Genomic DNA, 18,043 nt, shown 5'->3' on the forward strand with positions numbered 1-18,043 from the left:
AGGTGTCTGGTCGGTCCCCAGGTGTCTGGTCGGTCCCCCGTACCCCGCAGGGCCTACGGCAGCAGCTTCTCGACCGCGTTCGGGTCCTCGGCCAGCTTGCGCCGGGCCCATTCGAGGTTGTGCGGCGTGAGGTCCCTGCCCGTGGCCATGACCACGTCCTCCGGCGACACATCGGTGCCATTGCAGGTGTGCAGCAGGTTGTCCGGGGTGGCGCGGTCCTGGGAGGGCTGTGACGTCGACATATCTGGGCTCCTCGGGTCCGGATGGCGCTCCGGTCCGGTGCCGTCACCGGGCCCGCCATCGCCGTTCACCGCGGGAGCGCACCGGCCGGAAGGCGCCGGGGCCGCCCGGAGCCGCTGCCTCCCCACCACCACGGTAGCCCCGCCCCCCGCCGTACGGCCTCCCGGCGACCCGAGATGCCGGGCCACACCGCCTGGCGTGCAATGGAGGAGTCGGACATCCCGCTCCGGCGGAGAGGGCGGTGGGCCCATGAACGCCACCACCGGTGGCCCGGGGGGCAAGCCGGGGAAGACCGCCGGGGGAGGACTGCGCGGCCTGGGCGAGTGGTGCGCCCGGCACTTCCTCGTCGTGATCATCGCCTGGCTGGTCGCGCTGGTCGCGCTCCAGGTCCTCAGCCGCACCTGGGGCGGCACCTACTCGGACAACTTCGCCCTGTCCGGCGTGCAGTCCCAGCAGGGCCTGGACGTCCTCGAGCGGCACGACCCGCAGGCCGGCGGCTACAGCAGCCAGATCGTCGTGCACGACGGCAAGCAGTCGCTGACCGCACTCGGCTCGCAGATGTCCACCACGGTCGGCGACCTGCAGAAACTGCCCCACGTGCTCGCCGTGCAGAACCCGCTGTCCACCCCCGCCTCCCCGGTCGGCCCGCTGTCCGGCGACGGGCACACCGGCTACCTCACCGTCCGCTTCGACGTCCAGCCCTCCACGCTCGGCGACGGCTACCTCCACGGCGTCGACCACGCCGTGCAGCCGCTGCGCGCGGCCGGCACCCAGGTGGAGTACGGCGGACCGCTCGGCGAACTGGCCCGGCCCGCCGCCGACGACCGGGTCAGCGAACTGATCGGCTTCGCGGTCGCGATCGTCGTGCTGCTGGTCGGCTTCGGCAGCGTCATCGCCGCCGGACTGCCCCTGCTGACCGCGCTGATCAGCGTCGTCGGCGGCCTGGCCTGCCTGGGCCTGCTCGCCGCCGCCTTCACCTTCGCGACCGTCTCCCCGACCCTCGCCACCATGATCGGCCTGGGCGTCGGCATCGACTACGCGCTGTTCCTGATCACCCGGCACCGCCAGGGGCTGATCGACGGCGCCGATCCGGTGCGCTCCGCCGGGCACGCCACGGCGACCAGCGGACGCGCCGTCCTCGTCTCCGGCACCACGGTGATCATCGCCCTGGCCGGTCTGTACGCCTCCGGGGTGAGCTTCATCGGGAAACTGGGCCTGGCCGCCGCCGTCACGGTGGTCTCCGCCGTCGCCGGCGCCCTCACGCTGGTCCCGGCCCTGCTCGGCCTCGTCGGGCGCCACGTCGACCGCTACCGGGTGCGCCGCCCGGTCGCCGAGACGGACGCCGACCCGGGGAGCGCACCCCAGGGCACCTGGCACCGCTACGCCCAGCGCGTCGAACGCCGGCCCTGGAGCTTCCTCGCCGCCGGCGTCGCCACGATCGCGGTGCTGGCGATCCCGGTGTTCTCGATCCAGCTCGGCCACATCGGCGACGGCGCCGATCCGACGTCCTTCACCGACCGGCGGGCCTACGACCTGATGACCGACGCCTTCGGGCCGGGCTCCAACGGACCGCTCACCGTGGTCGTCGACCAGACGAAGGTGCCCTCCGACCAGCGCTCCGCCCTCGCCACCCAGGCCCAGAAGACGCTGAGCGCCGTCCCCGGGGCGGCCACCGTCACCCAGCTCACCCCGACCGAGGACGGGGACGTGCTGATCGGCACCGTCTACTCCGAGCAGGCCCCGCAGGACGCCGCCACCACGGACCTGACCAACCGGCTCGTCGACCACACCCTGCCCGACGCGGTCTCCGGCACCGCCGCCCACGGCTACGTCACCGGCACCACCGCCGCCCAGGTCGACTTCCGCGACATCGTGGCGAGCCGGCTGCCCCTGATCATCGGCGTGGTCGTGGCCCTCGCCTTCCTGATCATCCTCGCCGTGTTCCGCGGCCTGCTCGTGGCGGTGAAGGCCGCCGTCCTGAACGTCCTGTCCATCACGGCCTCCTACGGCGTGGTGGTGGCGGTCTTCCAGTGGGGCTGGGGCGGCCCCGCGCTCGGCGTCTCGGGCAAGGTGCCCATCGAGAGCTACGTGCCGATGATGATGTTCGCGATCATCTTCGGCCTCAGCATGGACTACGAGATCTTCCTGCTCTCCCGCGTCCACGAGGCGTGGCTGCGCACCGGCGACGCCGAGGCGTCCGTGGCCCACGCCCTGGAGATCACCGCCCGGGTCATCACCTGTGCCGCCCTGATCATGGTCAGCGTGTTCGCCGCGTTCATCCTCAGCGACAACATCGTGGTGAAGATGCTGGGCCTCGGCCTCGCGGTCAGTGTCCTCATCGACGCCACCGTCGTACGGCTGCTGATGGTGCCCGCCGTCATGACGCTGCTGGGCCGGCACGCCTGGTGGACGCCCCGGTGGCTGGACCGGCTGCTGCCGCACATCGACGCCGAGGGGGAGGGCGAGCCGGGGGTCAGCGGGGCTCCGGAGGGACCGGAACGAGCACGAGCATCGTGACGTCGTCGCGGACCTCGGGGGCGTGCCGCAGGACGTCCGCCCAGACCCGGTCCGCCGTCACCGCCGGGTCGGGGTCGGCGAGCGCGGGCAGCCGTTCGGTCAGCGGGTAGAACGCGTCCGCCGCGTCGCGGGCCTCCCACACCCCGTCCGACGCCACGACCAGCCGGTCACCGGGCCGCAGGTCCAGCGTGAACGCGCTCGGCCCGACCGCCTCGGGCAGGCCCACGCCCAGGGGCAGGCACGGCACCGCCTCGACCTGCGTGGCGGTGCCGTCCCGCAGCAGCACCGGCGGCGGGTGCCCGCACGCCACGCCCCGCACCCGGGCCGCGTCCGGCGCGAACTCAAGGAGCACGGCCGTGGCGAACAGCTCCGGGTACGCGCTGCGGGCCGCGTCCACCACCAGCCGCCGGTCCAGACGCGCCGCCACCGACGCCAGGTCCGGCAGGTCGAGCACCGCCTCCCGGAACGCCCCCAGCAGCGAGGCGACCGTCGCCACCGCCGACAGCCCGTGCCCCTGCACGTCGCCCAGCACCGCCCGCACCCCGTACGGGCTCTGCCGTACGTCGAAGAAGTCGCCGCCCACGAGCGTCCCGCGCTCCGCCGCCCGGTACAGGCCCGCGCACCGCACCGGACCGACCCGCTCGGGCACCGGCGGCGCCACCGCCCGCTGCGCGGCCTCCGCGATGGTGCGCTCGGTGTCGAGCTGGACGTCCCGCCGGCTGCGCACGTACGACACGAACACGCTCAGCAGCGCCACGAACAGCACGGTGAGCAGGTCGGCCTGGCCGGGCCGGTTCAGGTGGAAGACCGACGACGTCAGGATCGCCAGCACGGCCGCGCCGAGGGCGGCGGTCGCCAGCGGGCCGTACGACAGCACGGCCAGCGGCGGGATGGCGCCGAGCAGGAAGCCCAGGTCCTCGGCGTCGGGGGTGAGCAGGGCGGCCACCCCCACGCCCACGGTCAGCGCGAGCGGCAGGGCCCGCACCCACAGCGGCGGCGGAGCTCCCTGCAGCCAGCCGCGCCGCTCCCCGTCCCGCGGCGGACGCACCGCCGGACCACCCTCTGTGCCCACGCCCCCAGGCTCCACCACGGGCAGCCGGGCCGCATGCGGAGACCGGGCGGGGGAGCGAGACCGGGGAGTGCAGCGGGAAAGCGGGCGCGGGAAAACCGGTGGCCGTGCTCCGTCGGCGCCCCTGGGAGTCCCGGTTCGCCGCGGCCCGCGCCGCCGGGTGCGCGCTCCTCGTCGAGCGCTGCCGCTACCGCTGGACCCGGGCGTGCGGTCCGCCGGAACGCCCCGGCCGCCTGCGGTGCGCCCCCGAACCGGACGACGGGGTCTTCCTCGACGCCCTGCGCCGCATCCACGCCGACACCCTTCGTCGGGGTGCTGCCCGAACACCGCGGCCGCGGCTACGGGTCCGACCTGCTGGCCGAGTGCACCCACCACCTGGCCGCCCACGGCGCCGAGTCCGTCGCCGCGGCCACGGACCAGGGCAACACGCCGATGGTGTCCCCCTTCGCGCGGGCCGGTTACCCGGTCCTCGGCGAGCGGGTGCACTTCGCGGCGGGGTGACACGTGGCGGCCGGGCCGAGGGGGCCGGTCACGGCTCTTCGTCCCCGTGGCGGTGGGCGACCCGCCACCGTCCGTCCTCGCGGCGGTAGACCTGCGTCACCCGGAGCGTGTAGCTCCGGGGCTCGCCGCGGACGGACACGGACGTGTGCTCGAAGCCGGCCGTCCAGGCCACGTCGCCCACCACGTCGCACGCGCGCAGTTCGAACGTGTACGACGTGCAGTCGGAGAAGTCCTCCGCGAGGTGGGTGAAGAGCTCGTCGACCTCACGCAGCCCGAAGGCGTTGCGCCAGGCGCCGAGCACGCTCACCGGCTCCTCGTGGGACCACAGCGCCCTGCGCGGGCCCGCGTCGCCGTTGTGAAGGGCCAGCTCCGCCGCGTACAGGTCGGTTCCGACCCAGGCCAGGAAGTCGTCGCGCTCGCTCATGGCAGCCATCGAAGCGCCGCTCCGCCCCGACCGCCTCCCGGCCCGGCAGGCGGGTGAGCCGCGACCGGACCGGCCCGTCCCTCGGCCCCGGTCCGAGCCGGGAGGGCCGCCCTCACCGGCGGCCCGCCGCTCCACCACCCGCCTAAGGAGTGTCCAGCACCCCCTGCGCGGTGCCGTCCAGGAGTGACTGCGACGCGGCCAGGATCTCGGTGACGCGCAGGGCGAAGGCCGCGTCGCACGGGTGGGGGACGCCCGACGCGGCGGCGGCGAGGAGTGCGTCCGCCGCGCGGGTCAGGGCCTCGGTCGCGCCCTCGGCGGTCTCCGGCAGCCGGGTCACCCCGGCCGTGCCGCGCAGCTCCACCGCGGCGCCGGCGGCGGCCTGCGGGGCGGTCAGGCTCAGCGTGGCCGTGCTGGTCGTGCCGCCCTGGTGCTCCAGGACCAGGTGGACCGTGTCACCCGGGCCGTGCGCCGCCGCCGCGATGCGGGACACGTCGCCGAGCACCGGCAGCAGCACGGACAGCGCGTGCGGGCCGACGTCCCACAGCGCGCCCTTCTCCCGCCGCCACGGCGACGCGGCGAACGGGCTGTCGCCGGTGAACACCGCGCCCAGCCACTCGGCCCGGGCGGTGAACCAGCCGCCCTCGTCCGCCTGCCGCGCGATCCACTCCGCGGTCTCCGGCTGGAACCGGGTCGTGAAGAACACCACCGACGCGACCCCTGCCGCACGCACCGCGTCCACGACCGCCCGCCCCTGGTCGACCGTCAGCGACAGCGGCTTGTCGAGCAGCAGGTGGCGCCCCGCCCGCGCGGCGCGCTCCGCGAGCGGCGCCTGGACGGCCGGGGGCAGGGCGACGGCCACCGCGTCCACGTCGGCGATCAGCGCGTCGACGTCGTCGTAGGGCCGCGTGCCGTGCTGGTCGGCGAGTTCCTTGGCGGCGTCGGCGCGCCGCCCCCACACGCCGACGAAGTCGAGGCCGCCGTGGGCGGCGAGAACCGGGGCGTGGACCATCCGCGCCCAGGGGCCGGTGCCGAGCAGACCGATGCGCATGCCGTTGACTCTCCTCGCTGCCGTACGACAGGACGACGGCCGACGAACACCGGCCGCTCCTCAGCGAGCCTCGCACACCCGTCCGGCGGCCGTGCAGCCGCCCGGGTGACGGAAGAACGGCGGACGCGCGGTCACCCCGGCGACGAGAGACCGGCGGCCAGAGTGACGCCGGCGACAGCCACCGGACCGGCGGCCAGGGTGACGCCCGCGACGCCACGAGACCGGTGACATTGCCGGTCCCCGGGGGCCCGTCGGCGGCCCACAGTGGCACGGCCATCCCAACGGCGGTGATCCGCCGGCCGGCCGGACGGCGGGAGCCCGCCCCACGGGACCCCGTCCGGCGTGCACGGCCGGTGGCACGCCACGACCGAGAGGACCCCCCTCCGTGCAGCAGCACACCCGCACCGGCACTCCCCACCGCGCCCAGGTCCCCTCCGGACCGGCCCGGCGCGGGGCCCGGCGTCTGGCCGGCGCGGCGGTGGCGATCGCCGCCACCGTCGGCCTCAGCCTCCTCGGCGGGCCCGGCGCCCACGCGGCGGACAACCCCTACGAGCGCGGCCCGGCGCCGACGACGTCCAGCATCGAGGCCCTGCGCGGCCCGTACGCCGTCTCCGAGACCTCGGTGTCCTCGCTCGCCGTGACCGGCTTCGGCGGCGGCACGATCTACTACCCGACCAGCACCAGCGACGGCACGTTCGGCGCCGTGGCCGTCTCGCCCGGCTACACCGGCACCCAGTCGTCCATCGCCTGGCTGGGCCCGCGCCTGGCCTCGCAGGGCTTCGTGGTGTTCACCATCGACACCCTCACCACGCTCGACCAGCCCGACTCCCGCGGCCGGCAGCTCCTCGCCGCACTGGACTACCTGACCGGGCGCAGCTCCGTGCGCGGCCGGATCGACAGCTCCCGGCTCGGCGTGATGGGCCACTCGATGGGCGGCGGCGGCAGCCTCGAGGCGGCCAAGTCGCGCCCCTCGCTGCAGGCGGCGATCCCGCTCACCCCGTGGAACCTCGACAAGACCTGGCCCGAGATCAGCACCCCCACCCTGATCTTCGGCGCGGACGGCGACACCATCGCCCCCGTGGCCAGTCACGCCGAGCCGTTCTACTCCACCCTGCCGTCCTCGCTGGACCGCGCCTACCTGGAGCTGAACAACGCCACGCACTTCACGCCCAACTCGTCGAACACGACGATCGCGAAGTACAGCATTTCCTGGCTGAAGCGCTTCATCGACAACGACACCCGCTACGAGCAGTTCCTCTGCCCGCTGCCCAGGCCGAGCCTGACCATCGACGAGTACCGGGGCAACTGCCCGCACACCTCCTGACCCCGGCAGGCACCGCACAGCGGCGGACGCGCGACCGGCGCGTCCGCCGCGCCCCGTTCCCGGACCTGTGCCGGCGCACCGCGGCGGGGGCCGGGCGTTGGGCGACGGCACAGTCCGGTGAGCCGGGCGGCCCGCCAACTCCCAGCTCGCGCCGGGGACCCGCGGGCGACCGGCACGGACGGAAGGCTTCCGGTCCACGTCACACGCTCGTAACGTCACGGGGATGACCGGACAGACGACCGTGCGTCACACAGCTCCCCCGGCGGTCGTGCGCGGCGACCGGCCGACCGCCGTCCCGCAGCCGGCCGGGCCGCCCGTGGCCGAGGGGGAGGCGCGGCTCGTGACCGGTGAACCCGGGTGCGGGCGCAGCCGGTTCCTGGACCGGGCCGCGCGCGCCTTCACGGCCGGACCCGTGGCGCACGTCCGCGCCGACCCGGCCTGCGCCACCGTGCCGTACGGCGGGCTGCGCGCCCTGCTGGGGCTGCTCGCCCCGCCGCACGCGCACGAGGCCGCCGCACCACCCCCGGCCGGGCTCGACGGCCGACCGGCCGACACCGTCCTGCGGTCCGCCCTGTGCGCCGCCTCCGCCGGGGGTCCACTGCTGGTGTGCGTCGACGACGCACACCTGTGGGACCCCGCCTCCCGGTCCGCGCTCGGCCGCCTCGGCCGGGACCCGCGCGCCGCCGGCGCCGTCAGCCTGCTGCTCACCGTTCCCGGACACCGCCCGGTCGACCCGGAGTTCGCCGGGGTCCCGCGGCTGCGCCTCGACCCGCTGACGGCCGCCGCGTCGGCCGCGCTGCTGGACGCGGAGACCGGCGGGGGCATCGACCGTGACGTCCGCGACGGCCTCGTGGCCGAGGCGGAGGGCAACCCCGCCCTCCTGCTCGCCCTCCTCCGCTCGCTCACGCCCGCCCAGGTGCGCGGACGCGCCCCGCTGCCCCGGCCCCTGGCCGACGCCGAGATCCTCACCGGGCTGGTGGGCGACCGCCTGGGCGCCCTCACCGACGAGGAGCACGAGGTGCTGCTCACGGCCGCGGCCGCCGTACGCGAGGCGGAGGACGGCTCCACGGCCGTGGCGCCCGTGCGGCGGGCCCTCGCCCGGCTCACCGGCGGCGCTCCCGCCGCCCGCCTCGATCCGCCCCCGGACCTGCTGGTCGTGAGCGGCGGACGGCTGCGGTTCCGCAGCACGCTGGTGCGCAGGGCGCTCTACGCGCGCGCGGGGGAGCGCGGGCGGCGGGCCGCGCACCGGGCACTCGCGGCCCAGGAAGCGGGCCTGCCCGGACTGCTGCACCACGCCTGGGCGGCACCTGCCGACGCGACCACGACGGCCGACGGCCCGGCCGCTGCCGGCGCCCGCGCGGCCGGGCTGGCGGCCGCCGCAGCCGACCCGGCCGTCCCCGCGTCGCCCCGGCTGCGGTGCGCCGCGCTGGCCCGCGCCGCCGACCTCACCGGCGACGGCCACGACCGGGCCCGCTACCGCCTGGCCGCCGCACGTCAGGCCCTCCTCGCCGGACAGCCCCACCGGGCCCTGCGCCTCCTCGACGCGGTACGCACCGACGCCCCGGACAGCGAGCTGCGGGGCCGGGCGGAACTCCTGCGCGGGGCGGCCCTGTTGCGCGACGGGCCGGTCGACGAGGCCCGGGCCACCCTGCTGCTGGCCAAGAGCCTGCTGGCCGCGCACGCCCCGGACGCGGCCCTGGCCGCCGCCCTCGGCGCCGCCGACGCGGCCTGGGCGGCGGGCGACGTACCGGGGTGCCTGGAGGCACTGACGGAGGGACAGCGGGACGGAGGGGGCGGCACCGGCGACCCGGGCGGGCCGCGGGCCCGGCTCCACCCACGCGAGGGCGCCGGCACCCCCGCCCGTCCCGCCCTCGGAAACACGGCCCCAGCGGCTTCCACCGCCTCCGCCGTTTCCGGCGCATGCGCCGACGACGTCCTGCGCGAGCACCGCCGGGGCATGCTCGCCCTGCTCGAGCGGCGGTTCGGGGTGGCCGTGGGGTCGTTGCGGCGCGTCGTGGACGGCGCGGCGCCCGGCGACCGGGCGGACCTGCTGCTGCGGGCCGCCGCCGCGGCGCTGCTCATGGGTGACCTCGTGGGCGCCCGCGGGGCCGCCACCGCGGCCCTGGTCGCCGCGCGCACGCAGGGCGAGGCGGCGGCGCTGGGCCCGGCGCTGGAGTACCTGGCGTACACCGAACTGCGCGCCGGACGGCACGGGCTGGCCCGCACCCACGCCGAGGAGGGGCTGCGGGCCGCGCTGCGGGCCGGGCAGCGCAACACGGCCGCCCACCACCACGCCGCGCAGGCACTGGCCGCGTCGATCGACGGCGACGCCGACGCGGTGGCCCGGCACGTGCGCCACGCGCAGGAGATCTCCCTGCGGCACGGCCTCGCCCAGGCCGCCACGCTGGCCGAGTGGGCACTGGCCCGCGCCGACCTGGGCGACGGCCGGCCCGCCGAGGCCGCCGACCGGCTCGGCCCGCTGGTGCGGCCGGGGCCCCGGCGCGGGCACTTCGCGGTGTGGATGCTGGCGGTGCCGTGCTACGTGGAGGCGGCCGCACGGGCCGGGCAGGGCGGCAGCGCGGGACCGGTCGTGGAGGAGTTCGCCGAATGGGCCCGGTTCGGCGCCGACCCGCAGGCCCCCGCCCAACTCCTGCGCTGCCGCGCCCTGCTGGCCCCGCCCGACCGGGCCGACGGGCTGTACGAGGACGCGCTCGCCCTGCACGAGACGGCGGGCGGCGACTTCGAACGGGCCCGGACCGAGCTGCTCTACGGGCAGTGGCTGCGTCGTCGGCGCCGGCTGCGCGAGGCGCGGGACCACCTGGGTGCGGCGCTCGTCGGCTTCGAGCGCTGCGGCGCGCGGGCCTGGGCCGAGCAGACCAGGGCGGAGCTGCGGGCCAACGGGACGTCCGCCGGCGGCGCGCGCGCCGGGGACCTGTCCGCGCTGACCCCGCAGCAATTGCGCATCGTCCGCCACGTGGCCGCCGGGGCGACCAACCGGGAGATCGCCCAGGCCCTCACCGTGAGCACCCGTACCGTCGACTACCACCTGCGGAAGGTGTTCGCCGCGCTGGGCGTGCGCTCCCGCGTCGAACTGGCCCGTCTGGTCGAGCAGACCGAAAAGACCCCCGCACACCCCTAGGGACCGACCGGACGGTATGTCATCCTGCGGGGCAGGACGACGCAGGCGATCCCCGGGGAGGACAGCCATGCAGTACGCCGTACGGCCTCGCGCCGCCGTGCGCCCCGCCCCGCTCGGGCCGGCCGTGCGGCCGCGCACGCGGCGGGGCCGCTCGCTGATCGACGCCGACGCCCTGGACGTCCTGCACCGCGCAGCCCGCGTCCTGCTGGACGACCTGGCCGACCTCACCGACCGGCTGGTGCTGGTCCTGCAGGAGCAGGAGCCGGCCTACCGGGCCACCGTCGACCACGACAGCGGCGCCACCTGGCAGGAGGTGCACCGCTCGCTGCGGCACAGCGTGGCCTCGCTGCTCGACCCGCGCGCCAGCCGCGAGGCGGCCCGCCGCTGCTCGTGGAAGATCGGCGCGACCCGGGCCGAGCAGGGGCTTCCGCTGGACGCGCTGCTGCACGCCTTCCGGCTCGGCGGCTCGATGGTCTGGCAGGCGCTGGTCGAGGAGACCTCCCGCACCGCCCCGGAGGACGTACGGCTCCTCGTGCACGTGGCGGCCGACGTGTGGAACTTCGTCGATGAGCACTGCACGCTCGTGGCCGACGCCTACCGGCAGACCGAGCGGCGGCTGGCCTGGCGGCGGGAGAACCGGCTGCGGATGCTGGCCGGCGCGCTCCTCGACGGCAGCAGCCGCATCGCCGACCTGCCGGAGACCGCCCAGGCGCTCGAACTGCCCGAGCAGGGGCGGTACGTCGTGGTCGCCGTGTCCGCGGCCGGCCCGGCGGACGGCGCCGCCGCGCGGGCCGCGGTCGCCCGGGACGCCCGGGTGCACTGGCACACCGGAGCCGACGTGGACCACGGGATCGTGCTGCTGGGCGACGGCGACGACCCGGAGCGCTGCCTGCCCGGCGCCGACGACCCGGTGCCGGGCGCGCGGGTCGGCATCGGCACGGCCGTCGCGGGACTCGCAGCCGTCGGCGACGCGCGCCGCCTCGCGGACACCGCGCTGCGGATGTGCCCGCCGTCCGGCGGCACGGTCCGCCTCACCGAACACCTGCCCGCCGCCCTGGTGATAACGGCGCCCGAACTCGGCCAGGCCCTCGCCGACCGGGTCCTCGGGCCGCTCGCGCCCCTCGAACCCGCGGACGCCGAGGTGCTGCTCGACACGCTGCAGGCGTGGCTGGAGTGCGACGGCTCCGCGCAGCGCGCCGGCGAACGGCTCTACTGCCACCGCAACACCGTCCTGAACCGCCTGCGCCGCTACGAGCAGCTCACCGGCCGCTCCCTGACCCGCCCCGCCGACATGGTCGAGATCAGCCTCGCCCTGACGGCCCGCCGCCTGCGCACCCGGTGAGCCGACGGGTCCGGGTGGCAGCCCGAACCCGGTGAACCGGCGGGTGCCCAGGGGCGCCCGCACCCGTGAGCCCGACCTGGGCCGAGGGCGCCGACCGGCCCCCTCGGCCCTCTTCCGCTGCCCGCCCCCGCCCCCGCCCCCCGCCCCCTGGGCACCCGCACAGCCCGCCCCGCCGGCCGCTGGGCCCGCGCAGCGATCCCGCCCCGCGGCCTGTCGCCGCCCGCGCCGCCGTGCTGTCGTGAGCACCCCTTCCCCCGAAGCGCCGTGCCGCACCGGCACGGACCCGAGGAGCCGCGATGCCCCAAGCACCACCGCAGGAACGGCCGGCACTGCACGTCGAGGACGTCGACGTGATGTACGGACAGGCCGTCTCGGCCCTGCGTTCCGTGTCCCTGACCGTCCCGTACGGCGGCATCGTGACCCTGCTCGGTGCGAACGGAGCGGGCAAGACCACCCTCCTGCGCGCCGTCTCCGGCACGCTGCGGCTGCACCGCGGCACGGTCACCGCCGGCCGCATCCGCTACGGCGACACCCCGCTCGACGGCCGCGACCCGGTGGCCGCCGTCCGGGCGGGCGTCGTACAGGTCCCGGAGGGCCGCCGGGTGTTCGCGGGGCTCAGCGTCGAGGAGAACCTGCGCAGCGGCGGCCTCGGCCTCGGCCGGCGCGCACCCGCCCAGGTCCGCGAGGCGCGTGACCGCGTGTTCGGCCTGTTCCCCGTGCTCGCCGAACGCGGCCGCCAGGCCGCCGGGCTGCTGTCCGGGGGCGAGCAGCAGATGCTGGCCATCGGGCGGGCCCTGATGGCCGCGCCGCGCCTGCTGCTGCTCGACGAGCCCTCGCTGGGCCTCGCCCCGCTCATGGTGCACCGGATCGCCGAGGTGATCCGCGAGATCAACGCCCAGGGCACGGCTGTGCTGCTGGTCGAGCAGAACGCCGGCATGGCCCTCTCCCTCGCCGACGACGCCCACGTCCTGGAGGTCGGCGAGATCCGGCTCTCCGGGTCCGCCGACGACCTCGCCCGCACCGACGCCGTACGCCGCCTGTACCTGGGCGAGACGACGGAGGAGACGACGGGCGGAACGGCCGTCGGGACGGCGGACGGGACGACCACCGCCCCGGAAGCCACCCGCCCGGCCACCGACCCCACCCGCGACCAGGGGGCCGCGTGAACGACCGCACCACCGCACCGCCGCCCGCCCTCGCCGTGCGGGACGTCACCGTGCGCTTCGCCGGACTGACCGCGCTGGACGCCGTGTCCTTCACCGTCGCCCCGGGCTCGGTGCACGCGCTCATCGGCCCCAACGGCGCCGGCAAGTCGACCTGCTTCAACGTGCTGTCCGGCCTGTGCCGCCCCGCGGCGGGACGGGTCCTGCTCGGCGACACGGAGCTGACCGGACGCCCGCCCCACCGCATCGCCGCGCTGGGCGTGGCCCGCACGTTCCAGAACATCGTCACGACCGCGGGCACGGTCGCCGACAACCTCATGCTGGGCCGCCACGCCCTGTCGCGGGCCGGCTTCACCGCCAGCGCCCTGGGCCTGCCCCGGGCGCGGCGCGAGCAGCGCGAGCACCTGGCCCGCGCCCGCGAGATCGCCGAACTCGTCGGCCTCGGCGCGCACTTCGACGCGCCCGTGGCGCTGCTGTCGTACGGCGACCGCAAGCGCGTGGAACTGGCCCGCGCCCTCTGCCTGGAGCCGCGCGTACTGCTGCTCGACGAGCCGGTGGCCGGCATGAACGGCGCCGAACGCGCGCGCACCGCCGAGGTCGTGGGCACCGTGCGCGAGCAACTGGGCCTGTCCGTGGTCCTCGTGGAGCACGACATGGGCCTGGTGATGCGCCTCGCCGACGAGGTCACCGTCCTCGACTTCGGCCGCCCGATCGCCCACGGCACCCCCGACGAGGTCCGCCGCCACCCCGAGGTGCTGCGCGCCTACCTCGGCACCGGCGCGGACGAGGAGGACGCGGCATGACCGCATTCCTGGACAACACCCTCAGCGGCCTCGCCCTCGGCGCGGTCTACGCGCTCGTCGCCCTCGGCTTCGTCGTCATCTTCAAGGCGTCCGGGGTGCTGAACTTCGCCCAGGGCTCGCTGCTGCTGCTCGGCGGCTACCTGGTCGCCGTCCTGCACGACGACCTCGGCTTCGCGGGCGCCCTCGCCGTGGCCGTCCTCGCCACCGGACTCCTGGCGGGCGCCGTGGACCGCCTGCTGCTGCAGCGCGGCGGCCCCGACCCGGCGGCCGCCCCGGTGCAGACCATCGTGACCATCGGCGTCGACATCGTGCTGGTGACCGAGCTGTCCCGGCGCATCGGCGGCGACCTGCTGTCCCTCGGCGACCCCTGGGGCGACGCGGTGACCGAGATCGGCCCGGTCACCGTCGCCGACAGCCGGATCGCCGCGATCGCGGTCTCCGCCGTGGTGATCGGGGCGGTGTTCGCCCTGTTCCGGTTCACCCCCTGGGGCCTGTCGCTGCGCGCGGCGGCCGAGGACACGGAGGCGGCGGCGCTGATGGGCGTACGGCTGAGCCGGGTGCGGATGCTCGCCTGGTGCCTGGCGGGCGCGCTCGCCGCGCTGGCCGCGGTGTTCCTCGCCGCGTTCCCGGCGCCCGGCCTGGAGCGCACCACCGGGCAGATCGCCCTGAAGGCGTTCCCCGCCGCGATCCTCGGCGGGATGGCCTCCCCGGCCGGCGCCCTCGCGGGCAGCCTCGTCATCGGGCTGACCGAGGCGTTCGTCGCGGGCTACCAGTCCGACCTGCACGTCCTCGGCGAGGGCGTCGGCGACGTCGCACCCTACGCCGTGATGATCGCGGTGCTGCTGGTGCGGCCCACCGGACTGTTCGGCGCGAAGGGAGCGGTCCGTGTCTGACCCGATCCGCAGGACGGTCCGGCTGCTGCCGCCGGTCCTGCTGCTCGTCGCCCTGCCGTTCTACCTCGACGCGTTCTGGCTGCGCATCGGCCTGTTCTCGATGGCCGCCGCGATCGGCGCCGTCGGCCTCGGCCTGCTGTGCGGGACGGCCGGCCAACTCTCCCTCGGCCACGCCTTCTTCCTCGCGGTCGGCGCCTACGGCTACACGTGGTTCGCGGGCGACCCCGGCCTCGGGCTGCCGCCGCTGCTCGCGCTGCTGCTGGCGGTGCTGCTGGCCGGTGCGGCCGGCGGGCTGTTCAGCCCCGTCGCGGGGCGGGTGAAGGGCATCTACCTGGGCGTCGCCACCCTGGCGCTGGTCTTCCTCGGCCACCACGTCCTGCTCACCGCGGACTCCGTGACCGGCGGCTTCAACGGCCGCTCCGTGCCACCGCTCACCGTCGGGTCGTTCGCGTTCGACCTGGAGCCGCAACTCGTCGTCCTGGGCGTGCCGTTCGGCGCCGAGGAACGCCTGTGGTACCTGGGCCTGGCGCTCTTCGCGCTCACCTGGTGGACCGCGCGCGGCCTGCTGCGCGGCCGCCCCGGCCGGGCCCTGACCGCGCTGCGCGACAGCGAGACCGCCGCGTCCGTGATGGGCGTCGACGTCGCCCGCTACCGCTCGGCCGCGTTCGTCGTGTCGTCCATGTACGCGGGCCTGGCCGGGGCGTTCCTGGCGCTCGCCTTCCGCCGCGTGGTGCCGGACTACTTCGGCCTCACGCTCTCCGTGGACTACCTGGCGATGATCGTCATCGGCGGTCTCGGCTCGGTCGCGGGCGCGACCGCGGGTGCCGTGTTCGTCACCGCGCTGCCCCTGCTGATGACCCGCTACGCCGACCAACTGCCCCTGGTCGCCTCGCCGGGCACGACCGACGGCGGGGTCGGCCCGACCGAGGCGGCCCGCTACCTCTACGGCGCGGCCATCGTCGTGATCCTCCTGTTCGCCCCCGACGGCCTGCACGGCCTCGTCCGCCGGCTGCGCGCCCGCCTGCGCCGCCGGACGGGCCCCGGCCGGCCGCCGTCCGCCGCCGCACCCGGCCCCGCCCCGGCCCCCACCCCGTCCGCCTCCGCCGTACGAACCAAGGAGCACACCCCGTGAACGTCACCCACCGCACCCCGGGCCTCGCCCTCGCCTCGGCCCTCACGGCGCTGCTCCTCGCGGCCACCGGATGCAGCTCCAAGGCGGACGGCAGCGGCACGTCCGACGGCGCCGACGGCGTCAAGGGCGGCCCCGGCGTGAGCGCGAAGACCGTCCGGCTCGGCGCGCTCACCGACCTGACCGGCCCCTACGCCACCCTCGGCAAGAGCATCGTCCAGGCCCAGCAGATGTGGGCCGACCAGACCAACGCCGACGGCGGGATCTGCGGCCGCAAGGTCGAGATCGTCGTCAAGGACCACGGCTACGACGTGCAGAAGGCGGTCACCGCGTACGCCGACATCGCCCCGGACGTCGTGGCGCTCCCGCAGGTCATCGGCTCCCCGGTGGTCGCGGCCCTCCTCGACGACGTCGAGCGCGACCACCTGCTCACCTTCCCGCAGGCCTGGGCCGCCTCCCTGCTCGGCCACTCGTCCGTGCAGGTGCTGGGCACCACGTACGACGTCGACATGATCGCCGCCGTCGACTTCCTCACCCGCACCAAGGGCCTGAAGAAGGGCGACAGCATCGGCCACGTCTACTTCGAGGGCGACTACGGCTCCAACGCCCTGGAGGGCTCCACCTGGGCCGCGCGCAAGGCGGGCCTGAAGGTGGTCGGACAGAAGATCAAGGCGACCGACACCGACCTGTCCGCGCAGGTCTCCGCGCTGCGCGCGGCGGGCGTGAAGGCCGTGCTGATCAGCGCCGGTCCCGCGCAGACCGCGTCCCTGGTCGGCGTCGCCGCGTCCAAGGGCCTGAAGGTGCCCGTGGTCAGCAGCGCCCCCGGCTTCGCCCCGCAGCTCATGAAGACCCCGGCCGCGCCCGCGCTGGCGGGCCTGCTGAACGTGGTGAGCGCCGCGCCCGCCGTCAGCTCGGACCTGCCCGGGGTGCGCCGCATGGTCGCCGCGTACCAGAAGAAGTACCCGGGAGCGCTGGTCGACTCGGGTGTGCTGTCCGGGTACAACGCCGCCGAACTGCTGGGCGCCGACCTCAAGAAGGCGTGCGCGGCGGGCAGCCTGGCCCGTGAGGACGTGGTCAAGGCGCACCGGTCGCAGAAGAACGCCGACACCGGCCTCGGCACCCCGCAGGACTTCTCCGACGTCGACCGGCCCGCGAGCCTGAAGACGTACGTGCTCAAGCCGGACGCCGGGGCGGTCGGCGGCCTCGTCGAGGCCGAGCTGGCGCACGAGGTGCCCGGGGCGCAGGAGTACCTGGCGAGCCGCTGAGACCACCCCGTCCCCCTGGAGCGCCGACCGAGCAGGGGGGTGTCCCGGCCCGTGTCCCTCACACGGGCCGGGATTCAGCAGTGCGCGTGCTGAATGCGTTCGGATTCCTCCATTGGACCTGTGCGCGGCACGGCGAGAGGCTGGAGTGCGGTCCGGTGTCCCGCGACGCCCACGGGGCGCGGGGTACTCACCGTGTCCGAGCGACAGCCGAAAGAGCCGAGAGGGGTCGACAGCCCATGCACACCCGCCGCATCGGTGACGTGGAGGTCAGCGCGATCGGACTGGGCGGAATGCCCATGTCGATCGAGGGACGGCCGGACGAGGAGCGCTCCCTCGCCACCCTCCACGCCGCGCTGGACGCCGGAGTGACATTCATCGACACCGCCGACGCCTACCACCGCGACGCGGGGGAGGTCGGCCACAACGAGACCCTGATCGCCAAGGCCCTCGCCGGGCACGACCGGGGCCGCGACGTCCTGGTCGCCACCAAGGGCGGCCACCTGCGCCCCGGCGACGGGAGCTGGACCCTCGACGGCAGCCCCGCCCACCTCAAGCGGGCCTGCGAGGAGTCCCTGAAGCGGCTGGGCGTGGAGGCCATCGGCCTCTACCAGTTCCACCGCCCCGACCCCCGGGTGCCCTACGCCGAGTCCGTCGGCGCGCTGCGGGACCTGCTCGACGAGGGCAAGATCCGCATGGCCGGCGTCTCCAACGCGAACCCCGAGCAGATCCGCGAGGCGAACGACATCCTCGGCGGCCGGCTGGTCTCCGTGCAGAACCAGTTCTCCCCGGCCTTCCGCTCCAGCGAGCCGGAGCTGCGCCTGTGCGACGAGCTGGGCATCGCCTTCCTGCCCTGGAGCCCGCTCGGCGGCATCTCCCGCGCCGCCGAACTCGGCTCGGCCTACGCGCCGTTCGCCCGGATCGCCGAGGCCCACGGGGTGAGCCCGCAGCGGGTCTGCCTGGCCTGGATGCTCGCCAAGTCACCGGTGGTCGTGCCCATCCCGGGCGCGAGCCGGCCCGAGACGATCCGCGACTCGGCGACCGCGCCCGAACTGCGGCTCAGCGCCGAGGAACTGGCGGAGCTGGACGCCGTCTGACAGCCCGCGCGAGGGACCGTCCCCGCCAGGTGTACGGCGAGCCCCGGCGGTGGGGGAAGTGCTTGCCGACACCTGGCACCCGGGGAGGGACC

General features: G+C 76.0%; 14 protein-coding genes and 1 pseudogene. 11 read left to right on the forward strand and 4 right to left on the reverse strand.

What is annotated here, in order from left to right:
• Positions 1-53: 53 nt before the first annotated feature.
• Entirely contained in the window at positions 54-242 is a 189-nt protein-coding gene (locus tag E4U92_RS15435) for a hypothetical protein (RefSeq protein WP_137300941.1), read from the reverse strand.
• 247 nt (positions 243-489) lie between these two features.
• Here E4U92_RS15435 and E4U92_RS15440 point away from each other — a divergent pair, with 247 nt between their 5' ends.
• On the forward strand, positions 490-2,757 hold the full coding sequence (locus tag E4U92_RS15440; RefSeq protein ID WP_137300942.1) for an MMPL family transporter: 2,268 nt from the start codon (positions 490-492) through the stop codon (positions 2,755-2,757).
• Here the strand turns inward: E4U92_RS15440 and E4U92_RS15445 are convergent.
• A complete protein-coding gene (locus E4U92_RS15445; protein ID WP_229862052.1) occupies positions 2,714-3,829 on the reverse strand; it encodes a PP2C family protein-serine/threonine phosphatase in 1,116 nt (371 codons plus the stop codon). The two genes, E4U92_RS15440 and E4U92_RS15445, sit on opposite strands and share 44 nt — an antisense overlap.
• 125 nt (positions 3,830-3,954) lie before the next feature.
• Here E4U92_RS15445 and E4U92_RS15450 point away from each other — a divergent pair.
• A pseudogene (locus E4U92_RS15450) lies at positions 3,955-4,327 on the forward strand (GNAT family N-acetyltransferase); the annotation flags it as partial.
• Between the two features lie 28 nt (positions 4,328-4,355).
• On the opposite strand, the gene E4U92_RS15455 reads toward E4U92_RS15450, so the two are convergent.
• Both E4U92_RS15455 and E4U92_RS15460 read right to left on the reverse strand, forming a co-directional pair.
• Positions 4,356-4,751: a nuclear transport factor 2 family protein gene (locus E4U92_RS15455; protein WP_137300943.1), complete on the reverse strand. Its 396-nt coding sequence runs from the start codon at positions 4,749-4,751 to the stop codon at positions 4,356-4,358.
• 142 nt (positions 4,752-4,893) lie between these two features.
• Positions 4,894-5,799, reverse strand: coding sequence for a Gfo/Idh/MocA family protein (locus E4U92_RS15460; protein ID WP_137300944.1), 906 nt, complete (start codon positions 5,797-5,799; stop codon positions 4,894-4,896).
• A gap of 385 nt (positions 5,800-6,184) precedes the next feature.
• On the opposite strand from E4U92_RS15460, the gene bdeA reads away from it, so the two are divergent.
• From bdeA to E4U92_RS15505, 9 genes are all read left to right on the forward strand, one after another.
• The gene (bdeA, locus tag E4U92_RS15465) at positions 6,185-7,123 is read left to right on the forward strand and encodes a bis(hydroxyethyl) terephthalate hydrolase (protein ID WP_137300945.1); all 939 of its coding nucleotides are present in this window, start codon (positions 6,185-6,187) and stop codon (positions 7,121-7,123) included.
• Between the two features lie 223 nt (positions 7,124-7,346).
• Complete coding sequence (locus E4U92_RS15470) at positions 7,347-10,262, forward strand: helix-turn-helix transcriptional regulator (protein WP_137300946.1); 2,916 nt, start codon at positions 7,347-7,349, stop codon at positions 10,260-10,262.
• 67 nt (positions 10,263-10,329) lie between these two features.
• Positions 10,330-11,604: a PucR family transcriptional regulator gene (locus tag E4U92_RS15475; RefSeq protein ID WP_137300947.1), complete on the forward strand. Its 1,275-nt coding sequence runs from the start codon at positions 10,330-10,332 to the stop codon at positions 11,602-11,604.
• A gap of 296 nt (positions 11,605-11,900) precedes the next feature.
• Entirely contained in the window at positions 11,901-12,770 is an 870-nt protein-coding gene (locus tag E4U92_RS15480) for an ABC transporter ATP-binding protein (RefSeq protein WP_137300948.1), read from the forward strand.
• Complete coding sequence (locus E4U92_RS15485) at positions 12,767-13,570, forward strand: ABC transporter ATP-binding protein (RefSeq protein WP_137300949.1); 804 nt, start codon at positions 12,767-12,769, stop codon at positions 13,568-13,570. The genes E4U92_RS15480 and E4U92_RS15485 overlap by 4 nt, the downstream gene beginning before the upstream one ends.
• Positions 13,567-14,463 (forward strand): branched-chain amino acid ABC transporter permease, encoded by an 897-nt coding sequence (locus tag E4U92_RS15490; RefSeq protein WP_137300950.1) that lies wholly within the window; start codon positions 13,567-13,569, stop codon positions 14,461-14,463. Before E4U92_RS15485 ends, E4U92_RS15490 begins: the two co-directional genes overlap by 4 nt.
• Positions 14,456-15,595, forward strand: a complete 1,140-nt coding sequence (locus E4U92_RS15495; RefSeq protein ID WP_137300951.1) for a branched-chain amino acid ABC transporter permease — start codon at positions 14,456-14,458, stop codon at positions 15,593-15,595. Before E4U92_RS15490 ends, E4U92_RS15495 begins: the two co-directional genes overlap by 8 nt.
• Positions 15,592-16,857, forward strand: a complete 1,266-nt coding sequence (locus tag E4U92_RS15500; protein ID WP_137300952.1) for an ABC transporter substrate-binding protein — start codon at positions 15,592-15,594, stop codon at positions 16,855-16,857. Before E4U92_RS15495 ends, E4U92_RS15500 begins: the two co-directional genes overlap by 4 nt.
• 236 nt (positions 16,858-17,093) lie before the next feature.
• Positions 17,094-17,951, forward strand: a complete 858-nt coding sequence (locus E4U92_RS15505; protein WP_137300953.1) for an aldo/keto reductase — start codon at positions 17,094-17,096, stop codon at positions 17,949-17,951.
• Positions 17,952-18,043 lie beyond the last annotated feature (92 nt).

Origin of the sequence: Streptomyces galbus (assembly GCF_005280195.1) — a bacterium.
GTDB lineage: Bacteria > Actinomycetota > Actinomycetes > Streptomycetales > Streptomycetaceae > Streptomyces > Streptomyces galbus.